Origin of the sequence: Pseudolactococcus reticulitermitis (genome assembly GCF_002260845.1) — a bacterium.
Lineage (GTDB): Bacteria > Bacillota > Bacilli > Lactobacillales > Streptococcaceae > Pseudolactococcus > Pseudolactococcus reticulitermitis.
The window spans coordinates 138,369-153,092 of record NZ_BEDT01000005.1; the positions used below are offsets into that span (position 1 = coordinate 138,369).

A 14,724-nucleotide genomic window follows, 5' to 3' on the forward strand; every position below is an offset into this window, starting at 1 on the left:
ATAATAGTCATCAAATAAACCAAGTCAGAGAACTGGATTTGAGACACTCAAGGCAATCATCTTTATAAAGATGTCGCTTGGTCTGGTTAAGAAATGCCGTGAGATTTTACCAGATAGTTAAATAGAAATTAAAAGTAATCAGAGAGTTACCATTTCGCTTAAAGGCGCTAGATTAGGCGCTTTTTTGATAGAATGAACCTAACCGCTGTAAATCAAGCACCTCATATTAGTTTCGGTGGTTACTAACCACTTAAAGTCAAGCACCGTAACTAAAATCATTAAAAATTATCTAATTAACAGCGAACAATTATAGCACAAAGGAGAACAACATGGCAAAACTATGGGGCGGTAGATTTGAAGAAAGTCTAGATAAAAAAACAGAAGCCTTCGGCGCATCGATTACCTTTGATCAAAAAATGGCACGCCAAGACTTAAAAGGGAGTCTTGCACATGTGACCATGCTGGCAACAACGGGAATTTTAACAACTGAGGAAGCGGAACAAATCAAGGCAGGCATCCAAAAAGTTGAAGCCAAATACGAGGCGGGCGAGATTGACTTCAAAATCGAAAACGAAGATATTCATATGAATATGGAGACTTACCTGCACGCTGAAATCGGATCAGTCGCAGGCAAGCTCCACACCGCTCGCTCGCGCAATGACCAAGTGGCAACAGACATGCACCTCTGGATGAAAGATACCTTATCAGAAACCATGGCTAAATTGGAAAACTTGCGTGAGGTCATTGTCAACCTAGCTTCAAATCACGTCGAGACAATCATGCCTGGGTATACACACTTGCAGCATGCCCAGCCGATTTCATTTGGTCACCATCTTATGGCTTACTACAGTATGTTGACCCGCGATTTTGAGCGTTTTGGCTCTAATATGCAACACGCTGATATTTCGCCGCTAGGAGCGGCGGCACTTGCTGGCACGACTTTCCCCATTGACCGGAAAGAAACTGCTGAGCTTATGGGCTTTAGCGATGTTTATGTGAATTCGATGGATGCGGTCAGTGACCGTGATTTTATCCTCGAATTTCTCAGTAATGCCAGTATCCTCATGATGCATTTGTCACGTTTTTGTGAGGAGATTATCCTTTGGTGTAGCCATGAGTTTCAGTTTGTGACCTTATCGGATGCTTTCTCAACAGGCTCGTCAATCATGCCACAGAAGAAAAATCCGGATATGGCTGAGCTGATTCGGGGTAAGTCTGGACGCGTTTATGGCAATCTTTTCGGCCTGCTCACGGTCATGAAATCTCTGCCCTTGGCCTACAACAAGGACTTGCAGGAAGACAAGGAAGGCATGTTTGACACGGCAGAGACGATTTTGACTAGCCTTGATGTTATGGCAGGCATGCTCTCAACCTTGTCGGTCAACGAAACGGTCATGGCTGAGGCGACTGAGCAAGATTTCTCGAACGCCACAGAGCTGGCGGACTATCTGGCTGCCAAGGGGTTGCCTTTCCGCCAAGCGCACGAAATCGTCGGGGAAATGGTGCTAGCATGCACGAAAGCGGGCTATTATTTGCAAGATGTGCCATTAGCGCGCTACCAAGAAGTTTCGCCACTCATCGAAGCGGACATCTATGAGACTTTGAAGTCACGGACTGCTGTTCAACGCCGTAATTCCTATGGTGGGACAGGCTTTGAGCAAGTCAAGATGCAAATTGCTTTGGCGCAGGCAGCTTTGAAAAAAGAGAACTCTGAAAAGGCATGACGTGTCATTTTCAGTCGAATAAATCAGAAATGTACCTTTGACAGGGTGCATTTTTTGCATATTTATGGTAGAATTGGGTAGATAAATTACTGTAGGAGAATCTATTTTGGCAATCAAAAAAGCTTTACGAATTAAGAAAAAGATTGACTTTGATAACATTTTTTCTGCCAGAAAATCAACGGCTAACAAGAAATTTGTGGTCTACCAATTACCTTCTCAAACACCCCATTTTAGAGTAGCGATTTCAGTCAGCAAGAAATTAGGCAATGCGGTCACTCGAAATCGTGTCAAACGGCTTGTCAGACACGCCTTAATGCCACTTTCAGCTAATTTATCACAGACAGATTTTGTGATTGTCTGCCGAAAAGGCGTTGAAACCTTGACCTTTGCTGAGGTGCAAAAAAATTTGATGCATGTTTTGAAAGTCGCAAAAATTTATCACAAAACAGAAGCATAATCAGTACCAATTTTTAGAAATATCGTGAATAGAAAAGGAAAATTGTGAAGAAAAAACTTAAATTAGTCGGCCTATCAGGACTAGCCATCCTTATTTTAACAGGCTGTGGTCGCACAGATATTACAGGACACACAAGTGGTATTTGGGAGCAATTTGTCTACGGCTTTGCCCAAATTATCCGCTTCCTCTCATTTGGTGGTGTTGTCGGTCTAGGTATTATTTTATTCACCCTCGTCATCAGAACGCTCTTGTTGCCGTTGATGCACATTCAAACAAAATCAACGCGCAAAATGCAGGAAGTGCAGCCTGAATTGAAAAAAATTCAAGCGCAGTACCCAGGTAAAGACGCTGAAAGCAAACGCATCGTTGCTGAAAAAACACAGGAACTTTATGCAGAACATGGTGTCAATCCGTATATGGGCTGTTTACCACTGCTTGTTCAGATGCCGATTCTTTGGGCTTTGTACCAAGCCATTACCCGTGTTGGTTTTCTGCGGGATGGGCACTTCCTCTGGTTTGATATTTCGGGTCATGACCCTTACTTTATCTTGCCCATCCTTGCCGCACTTTTTACCTTTGCCAGCTCATGGTTGACCATGAAAGCAGCACCTGAAAAGAATGGCATGACAACTGCCATGACTTATGTGATGCCAGTGCTTATCTTCTTGATGGGGATAAGCGTTGCAGCCGGTGTCGCGCTTTATTGGACGGTTTCAAATGCCTACCAAGTCTTCCAAACTCTGCTTTTGAACAATCCGTTCAAGCTTCAAGAAGAACGTGCCGCCAAGGCAAATGCTGAAAAAAATAAAGAAAAAGCCCGTCAAAAAGCATTGGCAAAAGCTAAGAAGAAAAAATAATCATTAGGCACTTGTCCCAGGCAAGTCAATGAATATCAAAGCAATACCTCATAAAGGAGTAGTTAACGAAATGGCTATTTTTACAGGAAATACAGTAGATGAAGCGATTGAGCGCGGGTTGAAAAAACTCGGCGCCAAACGTGAAAATGTCCATATTCAAATCGAACAAAAAGATAAGAAAGGCTTTCTGGGCATCGGTAAAAAGCGTGCGCGGGTTAATATTGATGCGATTCATGAAGAAACTGTTCGTCAGGCAGATAGACTTGCGACACGTGGTTTAGATGCCGATTTCGTCGCCGAATCACCAAAGGTTCAGTCTGCCATGGAAGCAACGCTTGAATTGTCACAAGTGGTGAAAGCCGTCAAAGCAGCTGAAAAAGCTAGCACAGGTGATTTGAGCCAAGAAGACAAAGAAGCGATTATCGAAGAAGCTAAAAATGAAATCGCAGTCAGAAAGTTATTTGAACTTCAGAGTGTTCCGGAATCCCTAGTAGAAGAAGACGCGCTGACACAAAATCAAAATAAAGTGATTAAGGAAGTCTCCAAATATTTGACTTTGATTACACAAGATATGGGCGTGCCAGCAACGGTTTCAGCCCAAAATGATGGTAATCTGATTATTTTTAATCTGAAATCATCACAAGATGGTTTGTTAATCGGTAAGCATGGTAAAATTCTACAAGCTTTGCAAGTTTTGGCTAAGGCTTACGCCAATAGTTTGACGGAAGAGCGTGTTATCTTGGCGATTAACGTTGGCGATTATCACGAAAAACGCAAAGTCTATATCACAAGTTTAGCCCACCATGCAGCGAAACGTGCGCGTCATGGTGAAACAGTCTATATCAACGATTTACAAAGTAATGAACGTAAAATCGTCCATGCGATTATCTCGCTTGAATCAGGCGTTACCAGCCGTTCTGTCGGACGTGACAGCGGTCGCTATATCGTTGTGACAAAAGAAAATTAAGATAAAAATTTAGAATACCTTGACAATTATCGGTAAAAACGATAGAATATTAGGGTATGTTTAGTAACTGATCAAAAGCCTAGGCTAGACATAAGATTGTTGGTTTACCGACAATCAAAAATTCTGTACAGGAGGAAGAAACATTATGAAACGCACTTTTCAACCAAGTAAACGTAAACGTCAAAAAACACACGGTTTCCGTAAACGTATGTCTACTAAAAACGGCCGTCGCGTCGTTGCTAGCCGTCGTCGTAAAGGACGCGCAGTTTTGACTGCATAAAAACGCTAAAAAGAACATAGATACTCGAGCCTATGTTTTTTTTTGTTGTCTTTTTAATAATGATGAAAGCAATATTTCCAAAAATAAACTGAATAGAACTTAAAATATATATAGTTTTTACAGACATCTTTGCCCAATTTTTGATACAATGGTAATGGAAACGATTACAAATCAAGAAAGGCACTTACCATGAAAAAAATTCAAATTGCTAATACGGACATGACAGCTAGCCAACTTATTTTAGGCTGTATGCGCATTAACGAAGCAGGAAAAAATCCTGTTGAGGTAATCCAAACAGCTTATGATAACGGGATTAATTTCTTTGATCATGCAGACATCTATGGTCGTGGCGAGTGCGAAACGATTTTCGCGCAAGCCTTGAAAGAAACGAGTATCTCACGTTCAGATATTTATCTCCAATCTAAAGTTGGCATCCGACCAGGCATTGCTTTTGACTTTTCAAAAGCCCATATCATCGAGGCTGTTGAAGGCTCTTTGAAACGCTTAGACACAGACTATCTGGATGCCCTGCTTTTGCACCGTCCAGATACCTTGGTTGAACCTGAAGAAGTTGCAGAAGCCTTTTCTCAACTTGAAAAAGCTGGTAAAGTTCGTGCCTTCGGGGTATCCAATCAAAACCCTAGTCAAATCGAACTCTTGAAAACAGCTGTTAAACAGCCAATGAATATCAATCAACTGCAATTTGGTCTCAAACACACTGGCATGATTGACGCGGGCATTAATGTCAATATGGAAAATCAAGCAGGTCTGGTTCGTGATGGTGGTATTCTGGAATATTCACGCATTCAAGAGATGACGATTCAAGCTTGGTCGCCTTTCCAATACGGCTTCTTCGAGGGTGTCTTTGTTGGCGATACTGAAAAATTCCCTGAGCTCAATGCTAGATTGCAAGAACTTGCAGACCAATACAAGGTGACACCGTCTGGTATTGCGGTCGCCTTCATCAACCGCCATCCTGCTAAGATTCAAACGATTCTGGGTACGATGACGCCATCCCGCATTATCGAAGCGACAGAAGCAGCCGATATTGTGCTGACACGTGAAGAATGGTACAGCTTATATATGGCAGCCGGCAATATCTTGCCATAAGCGTAAAAAATGCTGGCTATTTCCTAATATAAAGGAAAAGTCAGCATTTTTTTGTTTTAAATGACATCAATCTCGAAAACGAAGACTATTGTTTGAATTTTTTGTAAAAATACCTTATAATGAAATTAACTCAAAAACTACAGAAGTGAGGTGAAGATATGAGTTTTACAGATGAAACAGTTCGTTTCGAGTTTGATGACTCGAGCAAAAAAGAAATTGGCGAAACACTCGTCAGTGTCTACAAGTCTCTCGGCGAAAAAGGCTACAATCCGATTAACCAAATGGTCGGTTATGTCTTATCAGGTGACCCGGCTTATATCCCGCGCCACAACGATGCTAGAAACAAAATCCGTCGTTTTGACCGAGATGACATCGTTGAAGAATTGATTAAAAATTACCTCAAGGATCAAGGTGTCGCACTTTGATGCAACGGTTAATGGGGTTAGACGTCGGTAGCGTGACTGTCGGCGTAGCCGTCAGCGACTTGTTAGGCTATACAGCTCAGCCTGTTGAGACGATTCGGATTAATGAAGCAAAAGCAGATTATGGGTTTGAGCGTTTGGCAGAGCTTGTCACAGAGTACAAGCCTGCTAAATTTGTCTTAGGCTTGCCGAAACACATGAATAACGACGAAGGGATTCGGGCGCAAGCCAGTCGTCATTATGGTGATTTGTTGTTGGAAAAATTTGGGATTCCTGTCGATTATCAAGATGAACGGCTCACGACAGCTCAGGCAGAGAAAATATTAATTCAAGGCCACACACGTCGTGAAAATCGCAAAAAATATATTGATAAATTGGCGGCTGTGCTGATTTTACAGAACTACCTTGATAGCCATACCTTATAAACTAGATTACGGAGTAAAAAATGACTGAACAGACACATCATCATGATCACAACCATGAACATGAGCAAGAATTTATCACGTTGATCGATGACAACGGCAATGAAACCTTATTTGAAATTCTTTTGACAATCGATGGTCAAGAAGAATTTGGCAAAAACTATGTCCTCGTTGTGCCAGCCGGTGCGGAAGAAGATGAAAATGGTGAAGTTGAAATCCAAGCCTATGCTTACACACAAAGTGAAGACGGCACTGAAGGAGACCTTTTGCCAATCCCAGAAGATGCAAATGAAGAATGGGATATGATTGAAGAAGTCTTTAATACCTTTGTAGAAGAACAAGACTAACCTGACTAAAATAAAACTCTGGAAGATGCTGAGACAAAAGTCCCCAGTTACTGAAAGAAAAAACAAACTAGTCCAATCAATTTTGATTGTGATGTGACCCCAAGACTATAGACTTTCCCAAAAGGAAGGTCTTTTCTGATGTCGAAATATTCGTTTGAGTTGTTAGATACCGATTTTTTGAAAGTGGCACTCTTCAGCGTAAACGCCAAAATACAGCGTACTCAAGACAATTTGAGAGATAAGCCATCCCTGAGATTTATGAATATTTGGCGAAAGATCCTGAACTAGAGACACTCTATATCCCACTTTTTTGATGACAATATAAAAAGCTGTCTTTCTACCCATAGATGATGCTTGCAATAGAGGAAATGTTGAGAAATTGTATCAGAAAAGTTTCAGTGTATTTAGAATCACTTTAAACATGTGAAAAAAACGAGATAATAGCAATGTAAACTTAAAAAAGTTTTCGTTATAAAAAAATATAATCAATAGTTGATAAAACATGCTAAATATATTAAAATAAAGTATAGTATTTTTATGGTATAAGTAAAGATTGGTTAAGAAGATTAGAAAATAAATCATAAAAATGAAACATTTGACAGCAAAGGAGGCGTTGATTATGATTGGCAGAGCAGGCTTTAATCTTTTTTACAATACGTCATAAACTTAGCTTTGAATCCAATGTCGGACATGATGTCTTGCTTTGATTTTGTGTTCAGTTTTTTTGTATCGTAAGTTGTTTTAGGATTTAAGTACAGTTTAAAAACTATATTTCTAAGAATAGAGGGGAAATATGATGAAACAGACGCACTTTAGAAATTTGAAATCAGGGAAACACTGGTTATTTGCAGCATCACTCTTAGCGGTTCTTACGGGCAGTGCTTTGCAGACACCCGTATATGCAGCTGAAACGACAGCCACAACGACGCAAAGCGCAGCCGAATCAACCTTGCCTGTTCACCATGTTGATTATGATTCACTGACAGCTGCTGAAAAGGCGGCGATTGTCAAAACAGTGCCGACCGCTAAAAAGTCAGCAGACAAGGGGCATTATAAACTCGTCTATCAAAAAATAGGCGGCCAGTTGCCAACCACTTACAATACGACACCCATCACGACAGGAAATACCGCAAACACGACAAAATTACCGACAACTGGTGAAAAGAGTCAAGCACTTGGTTTGTATGCGGGTGTCGGCTTAACGCTTGCTGTTCTTGGATTGGCAGCCGCTAGTAAGAGTAAAAAACGCACGCAAATTTTGATGCTAGTTGCCTTAATTTCGGCTTCTGGGACAGCTAGTGTGACCGCTTATGCGGCGACTGAAATTGCACCACGTGCGACAGTTGTGCTTGGTGAACAAGTGAAGGTACCTGAAATCGCAGGTTATACTTATGTTGGACATCTTTATGTGGCTGATGAGGCAAAACTACCTGGAACAGGTGATAATGACAGCAAGGGCGATAAAGGAGCCCAAGGTGACAAGGGAGCTCAAGGTGACAAGGGCGACAAAGGTGAACAAGGCGACAAAGGTGAGCCTGGAGGACCAAGTGTTACTGATAACTACACGATTACCTACTATGTAGATGGTCAACTCGTCACAACTCTCGATCCTGATGGCTATCGTTCAGGCGTTAAAACAGTTCACTTACCAACGCCAAAATTAGCCGAAACGCTGGCCTTCTCAGGTTGGTATGACAATGCAAAATGCACAGGAACACCGATCACAACGATCGGAAAAACTGAAACAGGCGACAAAGTCTTTTATGGCAAAACAAGTGTCGCAAAATACACAGTTACCTTTGATACAAAGGGAGGGACAGCTATCGCGCCACAGCTCATCGGTCTTGCGCAAACGGCGACCAAACCTCTAGATCCTAAGAAAAACGATATGATTAAAAATGTCGTTAAAAAAGGTGTTGCACCAGATAGTGATTTTGCGCTAGAAGGTTGGTATACTGATGCTGCCTGCACCAACAAATTTGATTTTAAGACCATCATCACAAGTGACCTGACACTCCATGCAAAATGGCAGCTACTGATAACTGATGCAGGTGAGAACAATCTAATAGGTGACCGATTCGCTAATCGCCTATTGGGAGACAGAGGGGATACCGTTTGGTTGGCAAATGCTTGGTGGCGAATTGTTAATGCAGATATCGATAGTATTGTTGTAGGAAAACAAGCCTTGCTCGTAAAAGAGGAGGCCTTAACCAATAAAGAATTAGGCATTTTTGATACCTACACCGAGTTCCGACAAAATGAAGCCGGTAGGGTTTCTTTTCATGAGGTAACAGAACCGTATACTGGACACTCGAGTACTAATTACTTTATAAATGACACTTCAACGGGTTATGAGGACTCCCTCCTAAAACAAAAGATTGATGCCTACTACACCAACACAATTGCTAATTCGGAACAGGAAGCTTTGGTCTTGCCTGTCAGTCTGAATAACCCAACCTTCTCGCAATGGCAGACCAAACAGGCAGATCTTCTTTGGAGCCGGTATGGAGAGGTTCTACCTAGTGGTACCTATGATGAGTATCAATACAGTTTATCGAATCAAGTTGATGTCATGTGGGATACTAGTGCGCCAACGACACTTGGCGGGCAAAAGCTTGCTTTTGCCTTAGGGATGGGTGATCTTAGGCGCTATCAGTTAGAAGAGTATAATTTATATCCCGTCCTTTCTATTTTAGGCGGCTATCTTGATGAGACAAATGGTGGTTGGTCACGTTCTCCATATATGACTGATTATCATGGCGCTACCTTCTCATACGATGGGGTACTTTCCTATTATGAGTTAGATAGTCCCAACTATGTTCGTCCGGCAATCGTTGTCCAAATTGACTAATCTATCTGGTAAATCTTAACTTAGCTTATTTTAGTTAATTATAAAAGAGACAAACCGCATGAAATTAACGTTTAAAAAACGAATTTCATGCGGTTTGTCTCTTTTAAGCCTTTTGCCCCAGCCGCTTTCAGAGTTTTTTAGTCGGATGGGAACACTTGTGTGTAGCCCCTGACAAGTTAAGTTAGGGGCTCATCATCAGTCCTTATCAAATCTTCATCTATTGCATCAGTCATAATCACCATATGATCAAGTTTCTTGACATCTGGCAAGAGTAGGCTTGGGATATTACCGATAAAAATACTACCACCTGCAAGGACTAGGAGTGGTGGCATGCCTATACCGGGCATAAGGGCGATAAGCATATACATGGCAAGTAAAGTCGGACTTTTAGAGCGGTCAGTCAAATACCAAATCAAAGCATACTGAGCAATCATACTCGTAAAAAAGGACAGCTGTTGCCCGACAAAGAGGGTAAAGAAATTAGGTTTCCAATTCGTTTTCATATACTTTAAATTTTATCAAAATATTGACAAGTCTGAAATACCTTTGATTATTTAAATTGAAAAGTTTATAATAGATGAAACGAGGTAAAAAAGACTCAGATGTATCATCTGCTTGCTTTATTTTACGGCCATCGTTCTGCAATCGCTAAAGGAGTAGCCATGAAATTTTTTGAAAAATCCGATAAACTTGATGATGTTGCCTATGATATTCGTGGTCCAGTCTTGGATGAAGCGAATCGCATGCGCGCCAATGGCGAGAAGATTTTGCGCCTCAATACAGGCAATCCAGCCGAATTTGGTTTTACAGCGCCCGATGAGGTCATCCGTGATTTAATCATGAATGCGCGTGATAGTGAGGGCTATTCAGACAGTAAAGGCATCTTTAGCGCGCGTAAAGCGATTATGCAGTACTGCCAAGTGCTAGGGTTTCCAAATGTTGACGTTGACGATATTTACCTCGGCAATGGTGTCAGTGAATTGATTTCTATGTCCATGAATGGCTTGCTAAATACAGGCGATGAAGTCTTAGTTCCCATGCCAGACTATCCCCTTTGGACGGCGTCGATTAGTTTGGCGGGCGGTCATGCGGTGCATTATCTCTGCGATGAATCAGCAGAATGGTATCCAGATATTGATGACATCAAGTCGAAAATCACGTCAAATACCAAGGCGATTGTCATCATCAATCCGAATAATCCAACGGGTGCAGTTTACCCACGTGACATTTTGTTAGATATCGTTGAAATCGCGCGTCAGAATGATTTAATCATCTTCTCAGATGAGATTTATGATCGGATTATTATGGATGGCATCAAGCACGTGCCCATCGCGACTTTGGCACCAGACTTATTTGTCGTGACCATGAATGGCTTGTCAAAATCACACCGTGTGGCTGGTTTCCGTGTCGGCTGGATGGTGCTGTCAGGCGATAAAAGCCACGTACAAGGCTATATCGAAGGCTTAAATATGCTAGCCAACATGCGGCTTTGTTCCAATGTTTTGGCGCAACAGGTCGTCCAAACGTCGTTAGGTGGCACGCAGTCTGTGGATGAATTGCTCCTGCCGGGTGGCCGTATCTATGAGCAACGCGAATTTATCTATAAGGCCATGAATGAAATTCCAGGGATTTCAGCGGTGAAACCCAAAGCCGCTTTTTATATCTTCCCTAAAATCGACACCGCTAGGTATAATATTCATGACGATGAACAATTTGTTTTAGATTTCCTCAAACAAGAAAAAGTCATGTTGGTACATGGTCGTGGCTTTAACTGGAAAGATCCAGATCATTTCCGGATTGTTTACATGCCACGTGTTGATGAATTAGCACAAATCCAAGAGAAAATGACACGATTCTTGTCTAAATATCGTCAGTAGCTGTCTTAATATAGAAAACAATAAATAATTTTCTGAATATTGTTGTATTTCTGATTTGTTCTTGTTATAATGAAAGTATAGAATCTTTTTTGAAAATAGGAGAAGTATGACTACTTTATTAGAAAAAACAAGAAGAATTACGGCGATTTTGCAAGAGGGACTTAACAATTCTAGCGAAGAATTACCGTATAATGGCTTATCAGAACGCTTGTCAGCGGTGATTGATTGTAACTCTGTTGTTATCGATGGCAAGGGTGTCGTCCTTGGCTATGCCATGCCTTACAAGACAAACAACGACCGTGTTGAAGCGATGTTTGATGAACGCAAATTATCAGATGAGTATGTGCAAGTGGCCTCACGGACTTACGATACGGAGGCTAACTTGCCTGCTGATGCCATGCTGTCACTCTACCCACAAGAAGTTGTCAAAGACCATCCAAATGGTAAAACAACGGTTGCACCGATTTATGGGAGTGGCCTGCGTTTAGGGACATTTATCATCTGGCGCAATGAAGAAGCGTTCAGCGATGATGATTTGGTCCTGGTTGAACTCGCAACGACAGTTATTGGCATTCAGTTGTCAAATCTTCAAATCGAGAAGATGGAAGAAAATATCCGTAAGTCAGCAGCTGTCAATATGGCAGTTAGCACCCTGTCTTATTCTGAAATGAAAGCTGTTAAAGCGATTCTTGAAGAATTAGGTGGCGATGAAGGCCGTTTGACAGCCTCAGTGATTGCTGATAAAATTGGGATTACACGTTCCGTCATCGTCAATGCCCTTCGTAAACTGGAGTCAGCAGGGATTATTGAATCTCGCTCACTTGGCATGAAGGGAACTTACCTTAAAGTTGTCAATGAAGGCATTTATGAAAAACTTGAAGGTCGCAACTTTTAAGAAATAGGAGTAGTCATCCTCAAATCAGTTAAGAGAGCGCTTGTTGCTGGGAATAGCGCCTGATGAGGCTGACGAAGAACACTATTTTAAATCAATTCAATAAAGCATAATAAGGTTGTCTCTTGACAACGAATTAAGGTGGCACCACGAATTTCGTCCTTTTCCGACGATATTTGGGTGCTATTTTTGTTAAATTTGACTAGGTAAACTGCAAAAACAGTGGTCTGGTATCTAACAGTGATGATAAAAACACCGTTGTGCTAGGGTCATCCACCATTGGCACAAGCCAATCAATCAGTCTAAATTTAAAGAAGCAGAGGAAAACATGAGAACAAAAACGATTGAGACAATTTCAAAGCAGGGCGAAACCGTGACGGTAAAGGGGTGGGTCAACTCACGTCGTGACCATGGTGGTGTCATTTTTATTGATTTGCGTGACTTTTCTGGTCTTTTGCAAGTCGTGATTCAACCTGAAAAAGTCGCGAATTTTTCGGCGGCGGAACACTTGCGTGATGAGTATGCGATTTCAGTCACGGGGATGATTCGCCCGCGTGGTGAAGGTCTTGCCAATCCTAATTTGGCGACGGGTGAGATTGAGTTGGTGGCAGATGAGCTGGCGATTTTAAATGCGTCGCAACCTTTGCCGATTTCACTCAATGAAAGCAATCAATCAAGCGAAGATTTGCGTTTGAAATACCGTTATTTGGATTTGCGTCGGCCTAAAATGCAAGAAACCTTGAAACAACGTGCCAAATACCTCTCATTTATCCGTCGTTTCATGGAAGACCAAGACTTTTTGGAAGTGCAAACGCCGATTTTGGCGAATTCGTCACCAGAGGGTGCGCGTGATTTCTTGATTCCGAGTCGGATTCATGCCGGTAAATTCTATGCCTTACCGCAAGCACCGCAACAGTTCAAACAGTTGCTCATGGTCGGAGGGATTGATAAATACTATCAAATCGCGCCGTGTTTCCGTGATGAAGACCCACGTGCCGACAGACTTTATGGCGATTTCTACCAGCTTGATTTGGAGCGCGCTTTCGTCGAAGATGGTGAAGAGATTCGTTCAGAGATGGAAGTCTTAATCCAAAATCTGGTGAAAAATTTTGCTGGTAAAGAGCTTGTCTCAGAAGACGTTCCACGTATTGCTTATGAAGATGCCATGAACATTTATGGTAGCGATAAGCCTGACTTGCGTTTTGGTATGACTTTGGTTGACTTAGATGAAACGCTTGCGACGACAGACTTTGCTGTCTTTAAGAACGCTAAAAAAGTCAAAGCGATTTGTGTTAAAGGTGCGGCTAGCTTGTCTCGCTCGCAAATTGATGCTTTCACTGAAATCGCTAAAAAAGAAGGTGCTGGCGGTTTGGCTTACTTGACTTACGTCGATGGCGGTATCAAATCTCCGATTGCGAAATTCTTGACTGAGGCAGAGTTGGCTGACATTACAGTCAAAACGGGTGCTGAAGATGGCGACATTGTCTTCTTTGGTGCGGGTAAACCTGCCATCGTCAACCGTGTCCTCGGTCGGATGCGAAATGAATTTGCCGATTTCTATGATCTCAAAGATAAAAATAAAGTCGCACTTTGCTGGGTGGTTGATTTTCCATTTTACGAATACGACGAACAAAATCGCAAAGTTGACTTTGGTCATAACCCATTCTCCTTACCAAAAGGTGGCGTTCAAACGCTTGAGGCGGCGAAATCTGATGCGGATAAGTTGGCGATTAAGGCAGACCAGTACGACATGGTCATGAATGGTTATGAAATTTGTTCAGGTGCTGTGCGTAACTATAATCCAGAAGTGATGTATAAAGCTTTTGAAGTGATTGGCTATGACAAATATTTTGTAGAACAAAAATTTGGGGCCATGCTAGAAGCCTTCAAATTTGGTGCGCCACCACACGCTGGTTGTGCCTTTGGTCTTGAGCGTATCTTTATGGTCTTGACGGGTGAAGAGAACATCCGCGAAGTTGTTGCCTTTCCGAAAAGTGCAGCTGGTGTTGATTTGATGATGGATTCGCCGAGCGATGTTGACCCGAAACAATTAAACGAATTGAAGTTAGTTTTGGATATTGATTTTGACTAAAAGTGTCAAAACCTGATATAATGAAACATGAAATTATACTCGTCTAACGATAAAAATAGTTCGAAAGTCTTAGCTTTTTATCGTTAAATGAGTCTAGCGGTTTGATTCCCGAAAAAAACAGAGGAGAAATCAATGGAAATCACAAAAGATGACGTGAAACACGTTGCGAATTTGTCAAAATTAGCCTTTGATGAGGCAGAAACTGCTGAATTTGCAGGCACATTGACAAAAATCGTCGATATGTTTATGAAATTAGAAGAAGTCGACACAACAGGTGTGCCATTTACATCAAATGTGGCAGATAATATCAATGCTTGGCGTGAAGACGTTGCGGTGGCAGGTTGGAACCGTGATGAGTTGTTCCAAAATGTGCCAGAAGCTGAAGATGGCTTTATTAAAGTACCCGCAATTATGGAGGATAACTAA

15 protein-coding genes are annotated in these 14,724 nt (G+C 41.8%); 14 read left to right on the forward strand and 1 reads right to left on the reverse strand.

Features of this window, described 5'->3' with window-relative positions; genetic code table 11:
* Positions 1-329 precede the first annotated feature (329 nt).
* The 10 genes from argH to RsY01_RS09485 all read left to right on the forward strand — a co-directional run bounded on the left by argH (position 330) and on the right by RsY01_RS09485 (position 9,437).
* Positions 330-1,724 (forward strand): argininosuccinate lyase, encoded by a 1,395-nt coding sequence (gene argH, locus RsY01_RS09440; RefSeq protein ID WP_094785291.1) that lies wholly within the window; start codon positions 330-332, stop codon positions 1,722-1,724.
* Positions 1,725-1,830: 106 nt separating this feature from the next.
* The gene (gene rnpA, locus RsY01_RS09445) at positions 1,831-2,181 is read left to right on the forward strand and encodes a ribonuclease P protein component (RefSeq protein WP_094785292.1); all 351 of its coding nucleotides are present in this window, start codon (positions 1,831-1,833) and stop codon (positions 2,179-2,181) included.
* Positions 2,182-2,225: 44 nt separating this feature from the next.
* Positions 2,226-3,038, forward strand: a complete 813-nt coding sequence (locus RsY01_RS09450; protein WP_094785293.1) for a YidC/Oxa1 family membrane protein insertase — start codon at positions 2,226-2,228, stop codon at positions 3,036-3,038.
* A gap of 70 nt (positions 3,039-3,108) precedes the next feature.
* A complete protein-coding gene (gene jag / locus RsY01_RS09455) occupies positions 3,109-4,005 on the forward strand; it encodes an RNA-binding cell elongation regulator Jag/EloR (RefSeq protein WP_094785294.1) in 897 nt (298 codons plus the stop codon).
* A gap of 145 nt (positions 4,006-4,150) precedes the next feature.
* Positions 4,151-4,285, forward strand: a complete 135-nt coding sequence (gene rpmH / locus RsY01_RS09460) for a 50S ribosomal protein L34 (protein WP_003138207.1) — start codon at positions 4,151-4,153, stop codon at positions 4,283-4,285.
* A gap of 189 nt (positions 4,286-4,474) precedes the next feature.
* A complete protein-coding gene (locus RsY01_RS09465) occupies positions 4,475-5,395 on the forward strand; it encodes an aldo/keto reductase (RefSeq protein WP_094785295.1) in 921 nt (306 codons plus the stop codon).
* Between the two features lie 158 nt (positions 5,396-5,553).
* Positions 5,554-5,820 carry an IreB family regulatory phosphoprotein gene (locus tag RsY01_RS09470; RefSeq protein WP_061773735.1) on the forward strand — a complete coding sequence of 89 codons (267 nt, stop codon included), beginning with the start codon at positions 5,554-5,556 and terminating at the stop codon, positions 5,818-5,820.
* The gene (ruvX, locus tag RsY01_RS09475) at positions 5,817-6,242 is read left to right on the forward strand and encodes a Holliday junction resolvase RuvX (RefSeq protein ID WP_094785296.1); all 426 of its coding nucleotides are present in this window, start codon (positions 5,817-5,819) and stop codon (positions 6,240-6,242) included. The genes RsY01_RS09470 and ruvX overlap by 4 nt, the downstream gene beginning before the upstream one ends.
* A gap of 20 nt (positions 6,243-6,262) precedes the next feature.
* Complete coding sequence (locus tag RsY01_RS09480) at positions 6,263-6,586, forward strand: DUF1292 domain-containing protein (RefSeq protein WP_094785297.1); 324 nt, start codon at positions 6,263-6,265, stop codon at positions 6,584-6,586.
* A 793-nt stretch (positions 6,587-7,379) separates the two neighbouring features.
* Positions 7,380-9,437 (forward strand): InlB B-repeat-containing protein, encoded by a 2,058-nt coding sequence (locus tag RsY01_RS09485; protein ID WP_094785298.1) that lies wholly within the window; start codon positions 7,380-7,382, stop codon positions 9,435-9,437.
* A gap of 176 nt (positions 9,438-9,613) precedes the next feature.
* Here the strand turns inward: RsY01_RS09485 and RsY01_RS09490 are convergent, their stop codons facing one another.
* Positions 9,614-9,940, reverse strand: a complete 327-nt coding sequence (locus RsY01_RS09490; RefSeq protein WP_094785299.1) for a hypothetical protein — start codon at positions 9,938-9,940, stop codon at positions 9,614-9,616.
* Between the two features lie 159 nt (positions 9,941-10,099).
* On the opposite strand from RsY01_RS09490, the gene RsY01_RS09495 reads away from it, so the two are divergent.
* The 4 genes from RsY01_RS09495 (at position 10,100) to gatC (ending at position 14,724) form a co-directional block, all read left to right on the forward strand.
* Positions 10,100-11,314: a pyridoxal phosphate-dependent aminotransferase gene (locus RsY01_RS09495; RefSeq protein WP_094785353.1), complete on the forward strand. Its 1,215-nt coding sequence runs from the start codon at positions 10,100-10,102 to the stop codon at positions 11,312-11,314.
* 106 nt (positions 11,315-11,420) lie between these two features.
* Positions 11,421-12,209: a GTP-sensing pleiotropic transcriptional regulator CodY gene (gene codY / locus RsY01_RS09500; protein WP_094785300.1), complete on the forward strand. Its 789-nt coding sequence runs from the start codon at positions 11,421-11,423 to the stop codon at positions 12,207-12,209.
* A gap of 325 nt (positions 12,210-12,534) precedes the next feature.
* Positions 12,535-14,298, forward strand: a complete 1,764-nt coding sequence (gene aspS, locus RsY01_RS09505) for an aspartate--tRNA ligase (protein ID WP_094785301.1) — start codon at positions 12,535-12,537, stop codon at positions 14,296-14,298.
* Between the two features lie 132 nt (positions 14,299-14,430).
* A complete protein-coding gene (gene gatC / locus RsY01_RS09510) occupies positions 14,431-14,724 on the forward strand; it encodes an Asp-tRNA(Asn)/Glu-tRNA(Gln) amidotransferase subunit GatC (RefSeq protein WP_094785302.1) in 294 nt (97 codons plus the stop codon).